General features: G+C 59.9%; 18 protein-coding genes. All 18 read right to left on the bottom strand.

Translation table 11 applies throughout. The features are described from left to right. Positions 1-39: 39 nt before the first annotated feature. Positions 40-1,737, bottom strand: a complete 1,698-nt coding sequence (locus AC1DLT_RS25420) for a S8 family serine peptidase (RefSeq protein ID WP_477488582.1) — start codon at positions 1,735-1,737, stop codon at positions 40-42. 34 nt (positions 1,738-1,771) lie between these two features. Then, positions 1,772-2,782, bottom strand: a complete 1,011-nt coding sequence (locus tag AC1DLT_RS25415; RefSeq protein WP_477488581.1) for a phosphatase PAP2 family protein — start codon at positions 2,780-2,782, stop codon at positions 1,772-1,774. A gap of 39 nt (positions 2,783-2,821) precedes the next feature. Continuing rightward, complete coding sequence (locus AC1DLT_RS25410; protein ID WP_477488580.1) at positions 2,822-4,612, bottom strand: AfsR/SARP family transcriptional regulator; 1,791 nt, start codon at positions 4,610-4,612, stop codon at positions 2,822-2,824. Positions 4,613-5,213: 601 nt separating this feature from the next. Next, on the bottom strand, positions 5,214-6,128 hold the full coding sequence (locus AC1DLT_RS25405; RefSeq protein WP_477488579.1) for a DUF6282 family protein: 915 nt from the start codon (positions 6,126-6,128) through the stop codon (positions 5,214-5,216). A gap of 32 nt (positions 6,129-6,160) precedes the next feature. Next, positions 6,161-7,075 carry a cupin domain-containing protein gene (locus tag AC1DLT_RS25400; RefSeq protein WP_477488578.1) on the bottom strand — a complete coding sequence of 305 codons (915 nt, stop codon included), beginning with the start codon at positions 7,073-7,075 and terminating at the stop codon, positions 6,161-6,163. Positions 7,076-7,098: 23 nt separating this feature from the next. After that, complete coding sequence (locus AC1DLT_RS25395; RefSeq protein ID WP_477488577.1) at positions 7,099-7,866, bottom strand: HpcH/HpaI aldolase family protein; 768 nt, start codon at positions 7,864-7,866, stop codon at positions 7,099-7,101. A 113-nt stretch (positions 7,867-7,979) separates the two neighbouring features. Beyond that, complete coding sequence (locus AC1DLT_RS25390) at positions 7,980-8,444, bottom strand: PaaI family thioesterase (protein WP_477488576.1); 465 nt, start codon at positions 8,442-8,444, stop codon at positions 7,980-7,982. Beyond that, positions 8,444-9,325, bottom strand: coding sequence for a beta-keto acid cleavage family enzyme (locus AC1DLT_RS25385; RefSeq protein ID WP_477488575.1), 882 nt, complete (start codon positions 9,323-9,325; stop codon positions 8,444-8,446). Before AC1DLT_RS25385 ends, AC1DLT_RS25390 begins: the two co-directional genes overlap by 1 nt. 87 nt (positions 9,326-9,412) lie before the next feature. Further along, the gene (locus tag AC1DLT_RS25380) at positions 9,413-10,297 is read right to left on the bottom strand and encodes a helix-turn-helix domain-containing protein (protein ID WP_477488574.1); all 885 of its coding nucleotides are present in this window, start codon (positions 10,295-10,297) and stop codon (positions 9,413-9,415) included. Between the two features lie 126 nt (positions 10,298-10,423). Further along, complete coding sequence (locus AC1DLT_RS25375) at positions 10,424-11,647, bottom strand: MFS transporter (RefSeq protein ID WP_477488573.1); 1,224 nt, start codon at positions 11,645-11,647, stop codon at positions 10,424-10,426. Between the two features lie 226 nt (positions 11,648-11,873). Then, positions 11,874-13,385: a tripartite tricarboxylate transporter permease gene (locus AC1DLT_RS25370; RefSeq protein ID WP_477488572.1), complete on the bottom strand. Its 1,512-nt coding sequence runs from the start codon at positions 13,383-13,385 to the stop codon at positions 11,874-11,876. Positions 13,386-13,392: 7 nt separating this feature from the next. Then, the gene (locus AC1DLT_RS25365) at positions 13,393-13,872 is read right to left on the bottom strand and encodes a tripartite tricarboxylate transporter TctB family protein (protein ID WP_477488571.1); all 480 of its coding nucleotides are present in this window, start codon (positions 13,870-13,872) and stop codon (positions 13,393-13,395) included. Between the two features lie 44 nt (positions 13,873-13,916). Next, the gene (locus AC1DLT_RS25360) at positions 13,917-14,414 is read right to left on the bottom strand and encodes a nuclear transport factor 2 family protein (protein ID WP_477488570.1); all 498 of its coding nucleotides are present in this window, start codon (positions 14,412-14,414) and stop codon (positions 13,917-13,919) included. A 15-nt stretch (positions 14,415-14,429) separates the two neighbouring features. Continuing rightward, positions 14,430-15,263, bottom strand: coding sequence for an amidohydrolase family protein (locus tag AC1DLT_RS25355; protein ID WP_477488569.1), 834 nt, complete (start codon positions 15,261-15,263; stop codon positions 14,430-14,432). 65 nt (positions 15,264-15,328) lie between these two features. Beyond that, positions 15,329-16,309 carry a Bug family tripartite tricarboxylate transporter substrate binding protein gene (locus AC1DLT_RS25350; RefSeq protein ID WP_040124553.1) on the bottom strand — a complete coding sequence of 327 codons (981 nt, stop codon included), beginning with the start codon at positions 16,307-16,309 and terminating at the stop codon, positions 15,329-15,331. Between the two features lie 655 nt (positions 16,310-16,964). Beyond that, entirely contained in the window at positions 16,965-18,404 is a 1,440-nt protein-coding gene (locus tag AC1DLT_RS25345; RefSeq protein WP_477488568.1) for an HlyD family type I secretion periplasmic adaptor subunit, read from the bottom strand. After that, complete coding sequence (locus AC1DLT_RS25340) at positions 18,401-20,563, bottom strand: type I secretion system permease/ATPase (RefSeq protein ID WP_477488567.1); 2,163 nt, start codon at positions 20,561-20,563, stop codon at positions 18,401-18,403. The genes AC1DLT_RS25345 and AC1DLT_RS25340 overlap by 4 nt, the downstream gene beginning before the upstream one ends. A gap of 52 nt (positions 20,564-20,615) precedes the next feature. Further along, positions 20,616-21,052: calcium-binding protein (locus AC1DLT_RS25335; protein WP_477488566.1), on the bottom strand; the 437-nt coding region annotated here is incomplete at its 5' end.

Genomic DNA, 21,052 nt, shown 5'->3' with positions numbered 1-21,052 from the left:
GGGGGCTTCCATTCTGGTGATCCTTGCCGAGAGCCGGTGTCAGGGAGTCAAGACGGCGGCGATCGCTGCGGGTACGTCGGGCAGGCCGAACCCGAAGAAGTAACGCATCTCGAGAGTATCTTCGCCATCGGCGTTCATGCAATCGGGAGTAAGAGCGCGCATTCCGGGCGCTACGGTCGCATCCAGGCGGGAAGTGGCCTGAAGGATCGACTTGACTGCGGGGCCTGAGAGCCGCGCATCGCCATCATTCTGGCTCTTATGTGCCCGCTGGATCAAGGCGCAGATGCCCCCCACCTGCGCAGAGGCTCCGGACGTGCCGCCGAACGTCGTGTAATAGCCTCCGCCAATACCGGGATTGGCTCCGAATGGCACAATGGACGACCATGGATCGGCCCCCCGGTTGTAGCCGAATGCGCCGGCAAGATCGGTCGTCAGCAACGAGAAGTGCGAATACTGATATTCCCGCAGTCCGAATGCCTGATAGTCATGCTGCGCGGCGAAAGGAGAGAGACGATCGATACGCAACTGATGACGATTGAAAACTTCGCCGTCATCGGATGGCGAGACGACCGTAAGCCCCTCGCCGTAATTGCTGTATCCTGAACGGTAGCCCTCGACCGTCACCGCGCCGACTGCGATGACCCCGTTGTCATCGGCAGCCAGACTGGCCGGATAGATCAACTGGCTTTCACCGCTGTTTCCCGCCGCGCAAACGATCGGAATATGATGGCTGATGGCGACGATGAGCCTCTTGAGGATGTGCCACGCCCGATCAGGGTTTGATCCCTTTTGCGCAGCTTTCGGTTCCAGTTCGGCACCACCATGTTCGGCCAGCGAAATACGGGCGAACAGATCGGCAGCGACCTGATTTTTCCAGCGTTCGAGATCGGCCTTCAATTCGTTCTTCGGAATAACCCGGCTGCGCTTCGGGTCCGGTAGGCCGCGTGGCATGACGATGACGTCGACGCGCTGATGGTACGCGTAGAGAAACGCGGCGATGAACTGCAGGACATCGTCCTCGAAAGACGTCCTGATCGAGATCACCCGCGAAAAGGGATCGACACCGAAATAGGGAAGAACATTGCGATTGGCGCTCGGGCATGGCGTGCCGCCATCACCGTAGAAGATGCCTTCGGGGAGAGCCGGCGGGACCTCGTCCTGCGTCGCCACGGCCGGTTCGCCGACGATCAGCCCGGCACAGCAGGTGCCATGGGAAGCAAAAAGCGACTCCGGCTGGAACAGCCGGCGGACGACGCCCTGCGAGGCTGCATATTCCGCGACGATATCGTCGAGATATTCCCGATCATCGTTGGACAGGCCGAGATTTCCCAATGGGGTGATATCAAGCCCGGCGAAGAACGACTGCTTTTCTTCACGATCGAAGGAGGTGGTCGTATCGAGGATTTCGGCAACGCGCGAGCCATAACGATGGGTCGTGAGGTCGATCGAGGCTTCCCGGTCAAGCCGCGTCGCCAAATTCGGATGATCGGGCGCTATTCCGACATCGATCAGCGCGACGCGGGCGGGATGGATAGGACCGGCAGCCGCAATCGTATCCCAGACACTTCCCGCGATCTCCGGGTCAGGGACTGGGGACGCGGCGGTCTCGTTTTCGGACGGCGGTACGATTGGCGGCGAACCGTAATCGGCATCGATGACGCCCAAGGCCGTCAGATGCCAGAGATAGTAGTAGTCCATCGGTACAGCTTGCAGCGCTTCCATGTCGGCGGACGTCATGACCTTCGTTCTCCCCAAAGAATAAAAACCGGTCTCAAACCCATTCGTCGTGGACCGCCTGGAAAAGCGACCCGAACGCATCATGAAGGTATGGGGCGAAGCGACGCGCCAGATCCCGGCCAGCTTGCGTATCGCTCGGATAATGCAATCCGGCCCATTCGCGATTTTCCGCGACGTTCTGCGCGATACGGGCGAGGTCGTCCGTTGCAGGATGTTCCGGCAGGATCGTCGAGAAAGCGAATACGATCGAAAAGCACTGAAAGGCGTGGTTGCTGGGATAGGACTCGTGCACCGGCACGGGCAGAAGCGGCCGCAACAGGGATTCGAACTGGTTCGGCCGAAGCCTGTTGAACTGGCTTTTGTAGAGAAGCCCGACATATTCGCAGGCCGTCAGGATCGCCTGAAACAACCCCTCGGTCTGCTCAAACCCGCCAATGTCCTCGATATGCAAGGCGCGGGTGAATTCCGACACGGAAATAGTCGCCTCAGCCTGGATGTCGGGCAAGCGCCTCACCCGCTCACGATCGCGCCGCTGCATGGAAAGCAGCACCGCCGCTTCCAGCCGGGTGTAGTCCGGGCCGGGTGGCGGCAGGATGTCGAGCATTTCCCAGGTAAAGCGCCGCGCGGCCGTGAACGCGTTGCGCGACGGCTGCTGGTGCAATCGACGCAATTCAAACGCCGGAATGAGCTGCGATACGCCGAGGCTCGCGCCATCCATCGTCGACTTGTTTTTGTTCTTATTTTTGTTTTTATTCTTGTTCTTGTTGAGCGCGGCCTTGTTGAGCACCGACTTGTTCGCAACGCTCTTGTTGAGGACCGAGGCAGCTGCCATTGTCGCCATCATCAACGGAGGTTCGTCTATAGGGGGACCTTCCTCAGGCAAAGGAGCCGGCGCAGGAGGCGGCGGTGCCACCGCCTCCGGAAGGGGGGCCGCGACAGGCCTCGGCTCGCATGGGAGAACCGTGTCCGGCTCAACTTTAAATTTATATGAATTCATAAATTGCACAATCTTTGATTGCGCCTCGAAATTTGCTTCCCCTACCATGCCCCAGCCCCCTCAAATAAGACCATCATGAACATTGCCTTAGCGAATTCTGGCGCCGGCCTTGATCAAGCCGTCGAGCAGCAGCTTTCCGCCGCCGGTACTCAGCAATGGATAGCCCGTGCCGCGGAACGACGTTATGGAGAACCCGTTTTCAACCTTATCGAGCCGTTCCACATATTGGTTCGCGACCTCCAGATTGCCCGCGTGAGCATGGCTGGAGGCGAGATAGCGCAACAGGCTGTTGAAGTTCGGCCGGGAATGCAGCGCATCCTCGCCTGCCGCGATCGCTGCCGCGTGGTCTCCTGCCAACCCGGCGCTGATGCATTTCGTGGTATCGAAGTAATATTTATGCGCGCTGTAGACGCCGAGCTCCTGAACCCACCGCGCCATTGCACTGGCCCTCTCCGGCTGCCCCGCATAGCAGTGCAGCATGGCATAGAGATCCCATCCCAGCGGCAAGGCCGGGTTGAGGCGGATCGACTTCTCGAACAGACCGGCGGCGTAGTCGTATTCCCGAAACAGGAACGAATGAACGTGTCCGACCAGCGCTAAAGAGACGGAATTATTCGGATCGAGTTCAAGGGCCTTTCGCGCATAGGCCTGGGCCTCTTCGATCAGATGCGCATCCAGCGCGCTGAAGCGCTGGCCGACCTGGAATGTGCGGATGAAGGACAACCAGGCGAAGGCAGAGGCTCGCGGCTGGTATTGAATCTGCTCCTGCAGCTGCCTTTCCGCTTTTTCGAGATCGCCTCTCGAAAGCCGAAAAATCGCGTTGACCGCATCGATGAAGAGACCATCGCGGCCGAGGCGACCGTCGCCGGCGCTCAGCTCCTGAAACAGCGACAGCTGGTCGACCGCCTGGCTGATCAGCGCCGCGGCGATCCCGTATTCGGACCGCTCCATCTGGGTGCGTCCGATCATACGGCTGCCAAGCCATATGATCCTGTTGTCCAGCAGATGCTTGATCGCCAGCTCTACCAACACCTGACTGCCATCGTACGTCAGCCGCAGTTGAAGACACAGTGGCAGGCCCATTTTTCGATCCGGTTGGCCAAGGTGCGGATCGAAGGAGAGATCGGTAATGCCGAGCCCCAGTCCGTCGAAGATCGCCTTGGCGAGCAGGTTCTGAAACTGCAAAGCCGCGATCTGTCCGCCATCTCCAGCGCCAACAACAATCGGCGGCTGGAGAGCGATGGTCCACTGAATATTGTCCGGGGACGGCGGCTTGTCCGGATCATTGCCTGCAGTGGCCGGGGAAATATCGGTGGGGCGTTGGTCGGGCAAGCCTGTCAAAGGCAGCAGTGCCGATAGCGTGCTGACGTCGCGGCGCGGTTGCTGGCGAGGCTCGAACACGTCGTCGACGCGCCCTTCTTCGATGCGTCGGTACCAGTTCTGCCTCTCGACGGTCAGCCAGTCTTCGAATTCAGGATCGCGGATATCCATGCCTTCGAGCAGTTCATCGGTGATCTGGTCCGCAAGGCGCTCGCTGCGGAGCATTTCATCGGTGTCGAGCGCGATGCTGTCCATATCCAGCCACACCGTGTTCTTGTCGGCGATGATGAGATCGCGACACGAACCCAGGGCTTTGTGAATATCCAGCAGGGCCTGTCTCAGGCTGGCAGCCGCCTGATCCTCGGAGCGGTCGCTCCACAATTTGTCTCTCAGCCAAACCCGAGAGCGGGATCCTCGCGCAGACAGAGCAAGCATTGCAAGGATTGCCTGGGCCTTCTGGGACTTGGGTGTGGCGGATTTCCCTTTGCTGTCGACAAGGCTGAATGGGCCAAGCAGGTACATCCGGAACACTGCATGTTTTTCATCCATGCGATCCATCGGTCCAACTCGTGTTGTGCCCCTTTCGATGAAATCATCGAACCCAGGCCGCCCGTCCGACAGGCAGTCTGACACAAAAGCGTCCCTTGACAAGAGCGCGACAGGCGCACTTGTGCTTCGGTAATGCATGCCAGCGTTGTGGCCATCAACGTATTGAAGCATGAAGAGCATCCCAGGAAACCGTGGAATTGCCCTAGCGCGCCGCTGTCAAAGCAGCGTCAAAACAGCGTTAAAAAACGAGGCTTGACGAGTTGCACTGAAGCCGAGCCTTTACATTTTCTCGGATTGGAGGACCGTCGCGTTGATCCGAAACGTCCGGTTTCCCCGAGAGTGCAACCACCCCTCTGACAGCTCAACCATGGTCGAAAGACATCTGCCTGCCCTTCTCAGCGCAGCGGCGGCAACGTGTCGTTTCCTGGAAATGAGGAGCGGCTGATCCCATGGCCAGTTGACCTATAATACAAGGATCCCTTGGCCATTCATCCTATCCGTTCTCCGTGACAAGCCCCCTAATATTGGTAGGGGTCATCCGCCATTTTGGGTAGGCACGTTCACGGTTTGCAGATCGCTTGCGGCACGTGCTTCTTGGGGTAAGTGCCTTTCAAAGCAGCTCCACCGCATTGCCGCCCACCAGTTTGCGAATATCGGACCTGGGCACCTGCAGGTCGAGCAGGTCGTTGACGATGGCGCGGTATCCTTCGACCGGACGCGGCATCTTCACGAGGCCGAGGTCGGAGCCGAATATCGTCATCTCCACGCCCGCCAGATCCACGAGGCGGCGCAATTCAGTGGCGTCCCACCTGGCTGGACCGCGCTCGTTGGGGATGAACATGCAGATGGAATGTTCCATATAGACGCCAAGCCGGCTCAGTTCCCGGATATCGTCGTCCGAGCAGCCGACGACATAGGTGGGATGATTGATCATCATCTTCTTCACCCCACGCCGCTTGGCTTCCGGATAGAGCACTTTCAGCTCGTCCACCGAAAGATGCCCGCTCGAAAGAATGATGTCGCCGGCAGCGATCACGTCGAGGACTTCATTGGTCTCCTTGGTTAGCCTGCCGTCCTCGTCCAGCACGCTCAGCGGAATGGGCGGCAGCATCGGATCGGCGCTCTTTGGATAGTTCTTGGTCTCGTTGGCGCTCTTGTCGATATGGTTCGCCGCCGCGAATGTCGGCATCCAGACAATCTTACCGCCGAGCTTGACGGCGTGATCGACCGCATGCGGATTGATACCGCCGCTCGCATTGTTGAGCGCGACACCGGAATAAAGGCGCACGCCCATATCCGGATAGAGCGTCTCAAGCAGCATGGCATGCGCCATGCCAGGGTAGAAATGGTCCTTGTAGACCAGCGCGGAAAAGCCGGCTGCGGAGGCCTCGACCATGGCTTCGTAATGATCCAGCAGCCGCGGGAAGACCGCCGGCCCGCTATGGCAGTGGAGATCGACCGCGCCGACAAGAAGATCGGCGATCTCGGCATTTCGGTCAGTGGTGGCGGCGGACGTTTCGGTCATGCAAAGTACTCCCTTAAGGGCTGATAATCGGATCAGCACGCGGTATTGCTTGGTGCGGGATATTCGTCGGCATTCAGCACCCAGCCGGGTTTGGCGGAAAAATCGGCGCGCGGCGGGCTAAAGATGTCGACCAGGACGTTCTTCACCGGGTCAATCGATCGGGACGTGTGGATGGCCGGGGGCGGAATGACGGCGACGGAGGGCGCTGCGCAAAGCTCCGCGTCGTCCGGCCGCCAGGCGTTGAGATCGCTGATCCAGGGCCAGCGCAGGTAGTGGATGTAGGCGCCCGCGACGCAGAGCGAATACTGTTCGAAATCGTCGTGGAAGTGCGGCGACATCCTGGTGATGTCGCGCGGTCCGCTGCCGGGCAGGAAGTTCACCATGATCGTCGAGCAGCGGAAGATGATGCCGAAGCGGCCGGGTTCCGGCGGTACGTCAAGGCTGTATTGACGCAGCTTGTGGCCGCCGACCGGGTCGGGCCAGGGCTCGAACGGCGGGACGTTCGGGTCTGGGCTCAGATAGGAGTCCGCGTTCGAGCATTTGGCGACGAGATCGTCGGCGCGGGTGGTGATCAGCCGGATCACCTCGCCGTCGCCTTTCAGATGCACCTCGCTGTCTCCGGGCGGAACGACGACGAGACAATAGCCGCCAACTACAATGCTCTGACCGTTCCAGCGGACCTCGACCGGCGTATCCTTGTTGGGAAGCAGAACCACATATTCGTCGACCTGGTTGGTCCTGGAAAGCACGAGACCGGCTTTGCCCGTGGTGTGCGCGACCACAAGGTTCTGGCCCCGCGCATAATAGGTCTCGCTGCCGCCCGTCACGTCCTGCGGCGGGGCATCATAGAAACGGGCATATTCCGCGCCCTTGTAGGCGGCAGGAGCGGGATTGCTGCGGGCCGTTGCAGTATTGAGCGCCGCCCGTGGGTCGTTTGCTGCGTACATGTCCAATTCCTGACGTGATCGTTTCAGTTGACGGCCGCGCTGAATTCGGCGCGGATCCGGTTGGCGCTGGCGCGCAAAAGGGCCTGGTCGGAGGAAACGATGAAGGCGCTTGCGCCGTCCGCACGGAAAGGTCCGATCTCATCCACCGAGCCGACCATGATGCAGATGGGTTTGCCGGCATTGCGGGCGGCGGCCATGATGCGCGCAACAGCATTCTTGACCACCGGCTCGCTCGCCGACTTGGCACTGAGCGAAACCGTCAGGTCACCGCGGCCGATGAAGATCCCGTCAAGCCCGTTGACGGCCACGATGGCCTCGATGACATCGATCGCTTCGCGATCCTCGATCATCGCCAGTACGGCGATATCGCGGTCCTGCGCCTCGATATGCGCCCACATGCCGGTCGTGCCATAACCGCCGGCCCGCGGCGAATTGGAAAAACCGCGGGCCCCGCCGCGATATCGGCTGGCGGCCACCGCGGCGCGGGCGATCTCGACTGAGGCTACATGCGGGACCAGCACGCCGCTGGCGCCGCAATCGAGCACCGACTGGATGGCGCTCGGAGCCGACGAGGGCACCCGGACGAGGCCGGCGATATCGTTCGCCCGGCATCCCAGCAGAATCTGGTCGGTCGCGAAACGATCGATCGGCGCGTGCTCTTCGTCAATGACCACGAAATCGAACCCCGCGCCGCCCAAGATTTCCGAGGCATGGCTGGTGGGTGTCTTGACGAATGTGCCAAGCAGTTGCTGAGACGCCTTCAAACGCGCCGTAAACTCCGTCCGTGGCATGCTTTTCCTCCCCGAGGCCGCTTTGTTTCTGTGACTCTGCGGCGTTTGGCGGCATTCGGCGAGGGTCGGCGTGGGGACATTTCAATGACTGAAATACAAACCGACGGACCTGTTCAGCCGGCCGGCTTAACCAGCTTGAACACCGCCTGCAGCGACGCGACAGCCTCGTTGCCCACTTCCACAAGCCCGTCCAGGAACACCAGCGTGCGCGTTTTTCGGGTGACGCGACAGCGGGCGATCACAAAATCGAACGGCCGCACGGCCGCGAGGAACTGCACGTTGAGCTGGACCGTGACGGACCGCACCGGCGGTGCATCGGGGTCTTGACCGCGCGACAAGGTTTCATGGAGCGTGCCGCCCAATGCCTGATCGCAGAAGGTCGCGAGCGCGCCTCCATGCATCACGCGCGCATTGTTCAGCGTCTGCGGCGTGCAAAGTAGTCCGAAGACGACCTGGCCATCCTCCTGCTTCTGCCAGAACGGCCCGACCACATCGGAGAAAGGGTTGGACCGGCGCTTCGTCCAACCTGCCGCGGCAGGATCGAAGACGGTCTCGGAAACCGGCTCGGGACCATTCATCAGGCGGCCATCCTCGCCGCTTCGAGCGACAGGATCTCGCGGGCTTCCGCCGGCGTCGCGGGCTCGGCCCCGATTGCCCTGATGATCTCCACCGCGCGTTTGACCAGCGGCGCATTGCCTTCGGACAGAACACCGTGTTCCAGATAAAGGTTGTCTTCCAACCCGACGCGGCAATGGCCGCCAAGGATGACCGACTGGGCGACCATGGGCATCTGAAAGCGGGAAATGCCGAAGGCAGACCAGATGGCGCCCGGCGGTATCAGCGAGCGCATCAGAAGCATCGCCTCGGTCGTCGCCGGAGCTCCGCCCGGAATCCCGAGGCAGAACTGGAAGAATGGCGGTTGCGGCAGGTGCCCGGCTTCGAGCAACCGCACCGCGACGCCCACATGGCCGACATCGAAAACTTCAAGCTCCGGCTTCACACCGGCCGCCTGGATGGATTTCGCCATGGCGATCAGATGCGGCGGCGTGTTGACGATCGCCCGATCGCCGAAATTCATGGTCGCCACATCCAGCGTGCAGATATCGGGGCGCAGGCGCGAAACATGGTCGGTGCGAACGGTGGGAGACAGGACAGGCGGCACGGCAGTCTCGTCCAGTGTCGGCGCGTAGCCAGCGCCCGGACCGGCGGTCAGATTGACGATCACGTCCACTCCGGAGCGTCCGATACGCTGCATCACCTCCTCATAAAGTTCGAATTTCATCGAGGGGGCGCCGGTCTGCGGATTGCGGACGTGGATATGCACCGACGCAGCACCGGCCCGCGCGGCTGCAATCGCCTCATTGGCGATCTGCTCCGGCGTGATCGGTACATATTGGCTGTTCCTGGATAAAGCACTGCCGCCCGTGACGGCACATGTCAGCACAACCTTACGCTTCATTGGATCCCTCTTTGGGTTGGTCACGATTGGACGCAGCTCGGCCTGCCCTGATCGAGCAACGCCTAGCAGATCAGTGTTGATTGTGGCTCAGTAACCGGTGCTATTGAGGTTGCGCATATCCACTTTTATGGCGGATGCGGTCTCGAGCATGGGCTGGATTACGCTCTCCACGATGCGATCGGACGGAACCGCGGTACGATAGAAGCCGACCCCCATGCAGGCAGAGCAACGCTGACCGTCGAGGATCGGGACAGCCACGAAATCGAAAACCCGCCGCGGTCCGCCGACACGGGCATAACCGCGCTTGCGGGTTGCCCTGAGGTCCCTCAGCACCCGCGCGGCATCGAACGGCTTGCCCTGCCCGCGGCGCTGCTGGGTCAGTGCGTTCAAAAGCAGCGCACGCTCCTCGTCATCGCAGAACGCCAGGTAACACTGCCCCATCGCGGTCAGTTCCAGATCCAGGAACCGGTGCAGCACGGGAAACGGATAGGACCAGGGACTGATCGGCGCCGTGGTAAAACTGACCAGGATGTGGCCGTCGCGCAGCGTTCCGAGGCTCACGGGCCACTTGATATCATTGGTCAACGCCACCGCCCGCGACCGCGCCGCCTCGATCAGCAACGGAGCGCCGCTGAACCCGGACGCGAGCGAGACGACCTTGGAGGTCACGCTATAGCCGCCGACGAAATTGTCGCGGACGACGTATCCTTCGCTGATCAAGGTTTCGAGCATTCTGACGATCGTCGACTTGGAAAGGCCCGTCACCTGATGCAGCGAACCGATGGTGGCGATACGCTGGGCATTGAGCGCCTGCAGCAGCAGCAGAACCCGGCGGGCGGATTCGACGGGAGCATAGGACGCCTTGTGTTCGTCGACGCTGCCACGCAATGAGTTAGCCCTGCAATGAAGATCGTTATATTTCGGCAGCTGCGGAGATCTGGCCGGTCTCTCCTTAAGCTCGCTATCCAGCATCCAGAACTCCTCCCAGAATTCCCTCTGCACCAGTCTCCCAACCAATGCCTAAGCAGACGGTAGTCCCCGCCGGGCGATGAGGCCAGAGGCTTCTTTTTTTCATTTCAGCAGATGAAATGAGAACGGTCACGATTGCTGCCGGCGGAAGGCCAGCGCGATGGCGCCGGAATAACAGGCGGCAAGCGCCGCGACGCCGACGATGGGAATGACCATGCCGACAAACGTCGCCGCGGTTCCGATGACGAAACTACCGACCGCGGGACCGCCACGGATGATCATGCTGTAGATCCCCATCACGCGGCCCAGCTTGCCGGGCTCACTCTCCAGCTGCAGCAAGGCTTGTCCGGCGATCCCCGCATACATGTTGGCGAACGACATGCAGAAGATCGCAATCAGCGCGAGGTGAAAACTCGGCGTCAACGCGAGCACCGCAAGGGCGGCGGTGGCGCAAATCGCGGCAAACGCGATACCAAGCAGGCCCCGCGCACTCGGTGGCCGCAGCAGGGTTATCGTGCCCGAGACCACCGAGCCGAAGGCGGAAGCCGCCATCAGCCCCACGAACCCGTCTATGCCTTTCGCGAACAGGGCATCGGAGATTGCCGGAAGCATCTGCAATATCCCATTGACGCTGATCCCGGTCATCCCCAGCAGCCCCAACGTCGCCAGAAGGCTTTTGTGGCGACGCACGTAACGAAAGCCATCGGCGGTGCCCGATCGCTGAACAGCGTCTGAGGGTCGATCGATACGCTTCTGGACCCGGATCATAGCCAGTGCATAAGAGAAGAAGGCGATTGCCGCGGCACTCACTGCGAAGGTAACGCCGACATTGACTTTACTGATCAACAGCCCGGCGATGATCGGGCCAACGAACCGGGCGAGGTTGAAACTCAGCGCATTGACCGCCACTGCCGCATGCAGATAGTCCGCAGGCACGATTTCCCGAATGAGCGACAACCGCGCCGGCTGTTCGAGACTGCTGGAAATTCCAAGGATCAGGGTGAGCCCGAGCAGCACTTCGACGGTGGTGAGCCCCAGCCACGAGAGCAGGGCCAGCGCCACGGACTGCAGGATGGCGACCGATTGCGCCGAACGCAGCACCTTGATCTTGTCATGCGCGTCGGCGAGCGAGCCGGCAAAGCTGCTGAGGAAGATCGACGGCAGCATGTCGGCGGCGGCAATCAACCCGAGCCAGAATGGCGACTTGCTGAGCTCCCATGCCAGCCATGCGACGCCGATCTTCTGCATCCACATGCCGAGGACGGAGACGATGCTCCCGATGGCGAAACGGCGGTAATGCGGGTCCTTCAGGGCAAGCAGAGGGTTGTAGCGTCCGACCTTGTCAGCGCTCATCAGCACAGCCGGAAAAATGGAAACTCAGCAGATATTGCAAGTTTCACCTGTGAATATCGGGGTTGGTCGATGGGCGGGAAACGCTGTCCGGCTGTTTGCCGGATTTCGATGAGTTACAACCCGGACGGTCGAGGGGTCCACCTTCGCCGCGCGGCGATTTCACGACATGAAACACGATCGCGCCATAACACGTGGTAAAATCCGCCCTGCAACGATGGAGAAGCTCTCAATCCTCTTCCGCAAAAACGACCCTGCGGCGGTTGCGGATCGCCGGAAACAGCACCGCAAAGAGTGTCACTGCCGCGACAAACAGCAGGCCGGCGGTGAGCGGCCGCTGGAAAAACACCAGCGGATTGCCGTCCGCCAGCAGCATGGCGCGCCGCAGGTATTCTTCCAGCAACGGTCCGAGCACAAAGCCCAGCAGCAGGGGCGCGGGTTCGCAATCGAGCTTGGTAAGGCCGTAGCCGACCACTCCGAAAATCGCCATCACGACCAGATCGAACGGATTGTTGCCGACGCTGTAGACGCCAATCGCCGAGAAACCGATGATCGCCGGAAAAAGGTAATGGTTGCGCACCGAGAGCAGCTTTACCCACAGCCCGACAAGCGGCAGGTTGAGGATCACCAGCATCAGATTACCGATCCACATCGAGACGATCACACCCCAGAACAGAACCGGCTTCTCATTGACGAGATTGGGGCCCGGCGCCACGCCTTGCAGCATCAGCGCGCCGATCATCAGCGCCATGATCGCGTTCGAGGGGATACCGAGCGTCAGCATCGGGATGAAGGAGCTCTGGGCGCCGGCATTGTTGGCCGATTCCGGACCGGCAACACCGGCGATCGCGCCGTGGCCGAACCGTTCGGGATGGCGGGAAATCTTCTTTTCCAACGCATAAGACGTGAAGGACGACAGCATCGCGCCACCGCCTGGCAGGATTCCGAGAATGCAACCGAGCCCCGTCCCCCGCAGGATAGGCCAGGCTGACTCCCTGATATCCGTCCAGGTGGGCATGAGGCCGGTGACGCGCGTCGTCAGCACATCCCGCTCCTGCTCCTTTTCATCCTCGAGACCGCGCAGGATTTCGGCAATCGCATAGACGCCGGAACCGAAGGCGATGATCGGTATGCCATCCGCGAGGTCAAGCGTGCCGAGCGTCAGGCGCATGCTGCCGGTATAGACATCGGTCCCGACGCAGCCGAGCAGCAGGCCCAGCACGATCATGACAAGTCCCTTCAGTACCGAACCGTGCGCCAGCGCGATCGAGGCCACGACCCCGAGTACCATCAGCGCAAAATAGTCCGAGGGACCGAAGCTGAGAGCAAGCGAGGTCAACGGCAGCGCAAACAGCGCGATAACGAGCGTCGCGACGCAGCCGGCAAAGAACGAGCCGAGCGCGGCGATGGCGAGCGCTGCCCCTGCCCTGCCCTGGCGCGCCATCTGGTAACCGTCGATGGCGGTCACCGCCGATGTCGCCTCGCCAGGCAGGTTGATGAGGATCGCGGTGGTGGAGCCGCCATATTGGGCGCCGTAATAGATGCCGGCCAGCATGATCATCGAGGCCTCCGGCGCAAAGCCGAACGTCACCGGCAGCAGGATGGCGATCGTCCCAAGCGGGCCGATGCCCGGCAGCACACCGACGGCCGTACCAAGCAGGCAGCCGATGAAGCAGAACATCAGATTGGAAGGTTCAAGAACCGCCCCGAAGCCGAGCGCGAGATTGGCAAAGATATCCATGGCGTTTCTAACCCGTGATCAGGTCGCCCCAGAGGGCGATTGGCAGGTTCAGGAGATAATGGAATACCGCCACGCAAAAGACGGTGAAACCGACGGACAGCAGAAGGGATTGGCGCAGGGTGGCAAACCGGCTGGCAAAACTGGAAAAGAAGATCGTCAACGCCACTGCGGCCACCAGACCCAGCGACTGGATGGACGCCGCAAAGATCAGGGGGGACCCCATGATCAGAATGGACGCCTTGACCGGGGCGAACCGCAACGGCTGGGCGCCTGCGGGGATCGGCGTGAAAGCCACGGCCAGGGACAGGAACCCGAGCATGATCGAGAGCATGACGGGAAAGAACCCGGCCCCCATCTCGGCCGCCGTGCCGATCTTCAACGTTTCATAAGCGTAGATGCCGACAGCCACGCTGAAACCTACGAAAATGGCGGCGAAAGTGACATTTCGGCGACTGAGCGGGCGGTGCTGTCGCGTTGCGATGGCCATGCTGTTTTCCTCCTCAACGGCATTCGATCGGTACGATACGGAAATTAGCTCTGAACCTGCGAGCTGCCCTCCGGCAACAGGGCCTCGCGCAGATCTGCCGGCATCGTCGTCGTCGGCTCCTGCCCCTTGAACAAATGGGTAAACACCTTCGACTGGATCTTCCAACCATCCGGCCAATCGCGCACGACGACTTCGAGAACGTCCGAAATGCTGTTTGGCCCGTTGATGGGCAGGACCGGCAAGCCATCGACCGCATAGATGCTCATGATATATCGGATCGTCGCCCGATCTCGGCTCTCCATCGAAACGATCGGGTTATTGATCAGATGGCGCGAAACACGTTCGCCCCGGCTGCGGCGCCAGTCGTAAAACGCCTTTATCTGCCCCCTCCCGATAAAAGCGGAAGGGCCTGACCCGAACACGCCATCCTCGGTGAACATCATATGTGCACCGGCACCCCAATTGGTGTCGACATCGTTCCAGTACGCGGTGACGAGGGACAGGATTTCGGCCTTGGCAGTCAATTCCGCGAGTGCATCCATTTCCGGTTCCAGCTTTTACATGAAGTAGAGTTCGAGGGCATTTCGACCGCCGATGCGCCGCCGCATGACCGGGTCAGGCACCCATTCGGAAAGCGCCGCCACGGTCTCTCCGTAGGTCACGTTGTTTTCGTAGGCGGCAAAAGGCCAGTCGCTCGCCCAGACCAGCCGCTCCCCGCCCGTCCGCTTCACCAGCTCCCGCGCGCAATCCACGGCGGCCGAGGACGGCTTGAACCGGTAACCCGCCGAAAGCTTGACCCAGGTATTGCCACGATCGATCGCGTTGAGGACGAGGCGAAATCCGGGATCGTCCACACCCTTGCCCGCCTCCGGCATGCCCATATGATCGATCACCATGCGCGCGCCTGCTGCCTCGATCTCCTGCATCATCTTCGGCAGTCGATCCGCCCTTTCGATCAGGTGCACGTGCCAGCCGAGATCGGCGACCCGCCGCAACAGCCGGCGATAGTCCGGCGAGGTGATATCCGGCGCCTCCGCAAGCGTTCTCCACATCAGCCGGATGCCGACGAAGCCGTCGTCGCGCATCCGCTCCAGCTCGTAGATGCCGATGGACGGAGAGACGATTGCCGTTGCCCGCAGGCGGCGATATCTGCGCAAAGCATCACGAACGTAGTCGTTGTATTCGCCATGCAAGCTGGCGGCAGCCACGACCCCGAGCGAGATGCCATGGTCGTCGAGCAGCTTGATCAGCCGCTCGGTGCCTGCATCTTCCGGCGGTTGGTGCCAGGCGTCAGGCGCCAGCGGCAGGTCCGTCGTATAGATGTGAAAATGCGCATCCACCAGCGGCGCGTCGGCGGGCCGATGTGACCGGACAAGGGTATCACTCGACATCGGATGCGCTCCCGGATTTCGTCAATCTGCCGGCCGTCGCTCTCTGTTTCGGAGAGACCGAAGGACTATTCGCTCCGGATCTTGTATTTGGTGATGATGTTCCGCCACAGCGCTTCTTCATCGACGACGATCCTGTGGAACTCCTCTGGCGTGGTCGGCGCCGGGACCTGGCCCGCAACGGCGAATTTCCGGATGGCGTCGTCCGACTTCAGATATTCCGTGAGCACGTCGTTGATCTTCTTGACGACCGCCGGGGGCGTACCCTTGGGCGCCATGATGCCTCCCCACGGCACGGCAACGAGATCGAGCCCCGCCTCCTTCAGGGTCGGAACGTTCGGCAGTATCTTGACCCGGTTGGCTGAGATCACCGCGAGCGGCTTTAGAGTGCCCGCCTCGATGTGCTTGATATAGGCATCACCGAGATAATCCACGGAGAGATCCAGGCTCGCCGACAGCATGTCGGTCACGATCGGAGGGCTGCCCTTATAACTGACAAGCTTGATGTCGATCCCGGCCATGTCCATGATCGCGGTCTCGATCATGTGACCGTAGGAGCCGATGCCGTTGTTGCCGGCGCTCACCTGCGAGGGGTGCTCCTTCACATAGGTGATCAACTCGCTGAAATTGTTGGCCGGAAAATCCTTGCGGGCCACCAGCACCATGTCGCCGACCGAAAACTGGATGATGTGCTCGAAATCCTGCAGCGGCTTATAGGCCAGCCCGGGCATGGTGTTGGTGAAATTGGCCGCCGGTCCCGGATAGGCGGTGACCAGGGTATAGCCGTCCGGCTTCTGGCGAGCCACGTAGCCCGTGCCGATCGCGCCGCCAGCCCCCGGCTTGTTTTCGACAATGACCGTTTGCCCGATGCCCTTTTCCAGCGCCGCGGCCACCAGCCGCGCCAGATAATCGCTGCCTGCCGAAAAGGCGTGAACCAGAGTGACCGGCTTGTCCTTCGGCCATTCCGCCGCCAGCCCGGCACTGCTCGCTGCGTTCACACCCGCGAACGCCAGCAAGGCAAGACCGATGGATGTCAGTATCCTGCGCATTGTCTCTCCTCCCTCAACCCGGATCGGCGCTTCATGCTTCTTGTTCCGGTGGAGATGGATCATAGACAAAAGCCGAGCCTCGGCTATTGCAGTGAGGCATCTGTTTCAAAGGTTGAAATAGGGGTCTGCAGTCGGTGGAGGCCAAGACTGCAAGTTTCACAAAGTCCCGGACAGGGATTTCAGTAAAGCTCATGCCGCTCTGCGCCCTCATTCACCCCAGAGCAAGGCCGCAGGCCTGCCGAAACGATTTGCGTCCTGACCTCGTCCGGCCAAGAGAACCACCATTGTAATCTTTATGAAGAAGCGCCGTTGCTCGTCCAGGGAAAGCCGACCACAGATCAAGGCGGGCAGGATTATGGGGGCATTGGTAGCAGATGGCCAAATCCGGGGTTGGCGACCCTTGCCCTCGTCCATATGTGTGGCTTTCCTCGTGAACTCTTTGACGAATATGCCCTAGGAACATCACGGGGTGCAGCTTGGCTATACAATACCGCCATAAAGCGATCGCCGACCTTCAAATAAACTGGTCAACGATCGCGCGTGATTATGATGTCCAACCCAGATAGGATATCAAAACTGGCAAATATCCAGACCTACCAATTTCGATGCGGGCGCCGACGCGTCCCCTGCTCTGGAACCGACGAGCGTCTCGTCGCTATCGTTCGCGAAATGCGCGAGAGGCTACCTCCACAAGCGGAGAGAACAGATATTCCAGGATACGACGTGAGCCAGTTTTGATTTCCACCGTAACCGCCATACCTGGGGTAAGCGCGACCACCGCGCCGTCCGCTTCGATGACGTCTTTCTCCGGCCGGAGGGTGACTGGAAATACAAGGTTTTGTATTCTTTCCGTGCCAGAAAAGGAACGATCGCGCGATGACGTCGCGTTTGGATTTCCTTCAATCAGTTGGGCATCCTGCTGGGGCAGGGAATCCGTTGCAATTTGTTTGACGGTCGCTTCAAGTGAGCCGTAGCGGGTGAACGGAAAAGATTCAACTTTCACGACCGCCGACTGACCTGGCTGGATGAACCCGATATCTCGGTTGAGGACGTACACCTCAATCTCCAACTCTGAGTCAAGAGGAACTACCCGCGCCAGATCTTGGCCGGTGGTAACGACCTGTCCAAGCGTAAATACTACTGATGCTTGTAGGATACCTTCAACAGGACTTTCGATAGTCAATTGCCGCCGCTGGCTTTCCGCCTTTGCCAGAAGGTTGCGCAACTCTTCGGCCTCCCGTTCGGATTGGCCAAGTTTTTGAGCCTGATCACTTACAAACGCGCGGAGTGTCTTGTCAATCTCGGCAGTAAAAACGGTTACACCGGCATTTGCGACCCTCATCTCGCCCACCAGTGTAACCAGATCCGTCTCTCGCGTTTTCATGAGTTCGGTCGCGTCGATAACGCTGGAAATGGTGCCCGCAGTTCGAGACACCAACGTGTTTCGCATATCCACTCTCTGCCGTAACGTTTCGATGAGTGATTGCTGGGCTTCAATCTCTGCGGTCTTCTGTTGTCGTTCGGCTTCTTTTTGAGAACGTTGCGCCCGTAATGCAGAAAGCGTCGATTCCAGCTCGTCTAAGCTTACGAGAAGGATCTGCTCCTCTCGAAGGCGGATATCTGCCGGTATGGTCGAGCTCCAACCAATATTGACCTCGGATGACATTAGGCCTTGGCGCGCTGCGGCAATGGCAGCTCGTCTTCGGGTAGCCTCAGCTTCTGTGGAATTCAGCTTATCGCGCAATCCCTTTTCTTCCGATAGCGCCTGTGTTGGGTCGAGTTCCAGCAATATGTCGCCGGCCTTCACATACGTGCCGTTGGCGGGCGGCAGCCTTACCACTTTGCCTGTTACGACCGGCTGAATGACCTTCACCTTGCCGGTGGGCTGGAACTTGCCCTGCGAAACTGCGACGATATCGACGCGCCCCACGTAAGCCCAGATCAGAGCTGTCACCGCGAACGAACAGATCAGCGTAAGGATGGCCGTCTGCACTGGCGAAGGCGGCGTTTCTAGAATCTCAAGCGCGGGTGCCAGAAACTCCTGATCGGCACGTCTTGCGCGCTTTGACGATGAATGTTCCTTGCCGGCCGTCATGAGACGCTCATATCGCTTTGAAGAGCCCAAAGCTTGGAGTAGATCCCGCTTTTGTTGACCAGCAAGTCGGAATGAGAACCGCTTTCAACTATCCGCCCATCGGCCATCCCCAAGATGCGATCGCAGGTGCGGACTGCAGCCAGACGATGGGCGATGATGATGACCGTGCGGTTTCTGGCGATTTTCATCATGTTCGTCTGGATCACGCGCTCGCTTTCATAGTCAAGCGCGCTGGTCGCTTCATCAAAAATCAGAATAGGCGGATTGGTAGCGAGGGCCCGAGCGATGGCGATCCGCTGCCGCTGACCGCCGGAGAGGTTCGCCCCGCGCTCTTCTATCATTGTGTCGTAACCTTGCGGCAATTTGGCAATGAATTCGTCGGCTCCAGCGAGCCTGGCCACGGACATCACTTCCGCGCGCGACATCGCGGGGTTGGCGAAGGCTACGTTATCGTGGATGGAGCGATTGAAGAGGATATTCTCCTGCAGGACGACCCCGATATGGCTACGAAGCCAAGAGGGATCGACATTCGAGAGATCTATTCCGTCGAGAAGAACCTGGCCCTCCTCAGGCTGATAGAGCCGCTGCAGAAGCTTCGTCAGCGTTGATTTGCCGGAGCCGGACGCGCCGACGATCCCGATGACCTCTCCGGGCGCGATATCGAGCGTAACTGACTTCAGGACTTCGGGGGATCCAGAACGATAGCGAAAGGTGACGTTCCTCATACTGATTGCGCCCCTTGGTTTCGGAAGCGCCATACGTTGCTGCGGCATGGGTTCGATTGGGGAATTGAGCAAGTCCCCGAGGCGTTCAATCGAAATTTGGACCTGCTGAAAGTCTTGCCAGAGCTGAGACAATCTTAAAACGGGTTGGGTAACCTGGGCAGCAAGCATATTGAACGCAATGAGCGCTCCGACCGACAGCTCCCCATCGATGACCGCCTGCGCACCGAAATATAGCAGAAACGCAGCCGACAGCTTGCTCACATATTGGATCGCATTCTGGCCGGCTGCGCTCAACCGCGTGGCATCGAATGCGATGCGCACATAGGCGGCAAGCTTCTCCTCCCATTGCGATTGCAGGATCGGTTCAACAGCGCCAGCCTTGACGGTGTGAATCCCAACAACGGCTTCAACCAGAAACTGCTGGCTAAGCGCACCTCTATTGAATTTCTCGTTGATCAGATCGCGAAGTGGAGGGCGAATGAGTATGCCTATGAGGACGTAGATCGGGATCGAGGCGAGGACGATCAACGTCAGTTGTGGGGAGTATGCGTATAGCACCGCGATAAAGACGACGGTAAAAATCAGATCTAACAAGGAGAATAGCGCCTGCCCGGTCAGAAAGCTTCGTATCGTTTCCAACTCTCTCACACGTGCCACGGTCTGTCCGGCGGAGCGGCTCTCGAAATATTGAAGCGGGAGTCTCAGCAGATGACGGAAGAGCTTCTGTCCCAGTTCGACGTCGATACGATTTGTTGTATGCGACAGGACATACGTCCGGAGATACTGCAGCGTGACATCGAAAATTCCGATAATGACGATGCCAGCGACCAAAACTGTAAGGGTAGAATAGCCTTTGTGCGACAGGACCTTGTCAACGACCAATTGGAAAAAGAGTGGCGTAACGAGGGCAAATACCTGGATAAAGAGGGAAGCAAGCAGCACATGTGCTATGGGTTTGCGGTACCGCCATATCGACGGCAAAAACCATTTCAGCCCAAAACTTCGGGGATCGACGCCTGCTCCTCCAGTTCGGCGCGCGAGAAGGATGATGCGATCGTCGATTGAAGACAGAAGATCATCTGCATTGACGAAGCGATCGTGCCTGCTGATGGGGTCAACCAGACGAAATCGTTTGCCGTCGGCTACGCCCGCAAACACGTGATAGGTACCGTCGACAAGTTGAACGATGGCTGGCACGGGCACGGTCCTGAGCCGGTCCAGCGTAATCCTTCTGATCAGCCTTGCCTTCAATCCAACCAGCTTCGCGGCGCGGAGCACATCGCGATCATCGGCGGAGCGGCCAATCAGGGCCAACTCCCGCTGGAGAGATTCAGGGTCAGCCGCAATTTGATAAAACGCTGCGATACCGCAAAGTGCGCGCAGTCCTGAATCCAGCTTTTGAACTGGCTGCGGTCGGGCTTCGACGCTATTCATTCCCCAACTAAGTCCCCACTACTTCATTATTCTAGGGCCGCCCAAGCCCCATTTATGCAAACTGGAAGTTCGACTGCTGCAGGCTGGACAGAGCGACGGACTGCAGGGTGATGGAGTTGTTGGGATCGGCGGTGATGACGACGTTCGATCCCGACTGCACGGCGTGCGAGAGCAGCTGTGCCCAGTTGGCGAAGACCGCCTTGTCGAACTGGATGATGTCGCCGCCGGCCRCCGAGAAGTCGGTAACGGTGTCRTGGCCGAAGTTYGGSGTGAACACGAAGGCGTCGCTGCCCGAGCCGCCCGTCAGRGTGTCGTYGCCTTCGCCGCCATAGATCTCGTCATTGCCGGCTCCGCCGCTGACCGCGTCGTTGCCCTCTCCACCGAACAGCCAGTCGCCGCCATCGCCGCCGTTGATCGCGTCATTGCCCTGGAAGCCRTAGATGACATCCGCATCGATCGTGCCGGTGACATCCGCATCGATCGTGCCGG

The sequence above is a fragment of the Neorhizobium sp. 05N33 genome (assembly GCF_056397445.1).
Note: the sequence above shows the minus strand (reverse complement) of the source record. Positions and strands in the feature narration are given on the sequence as shown.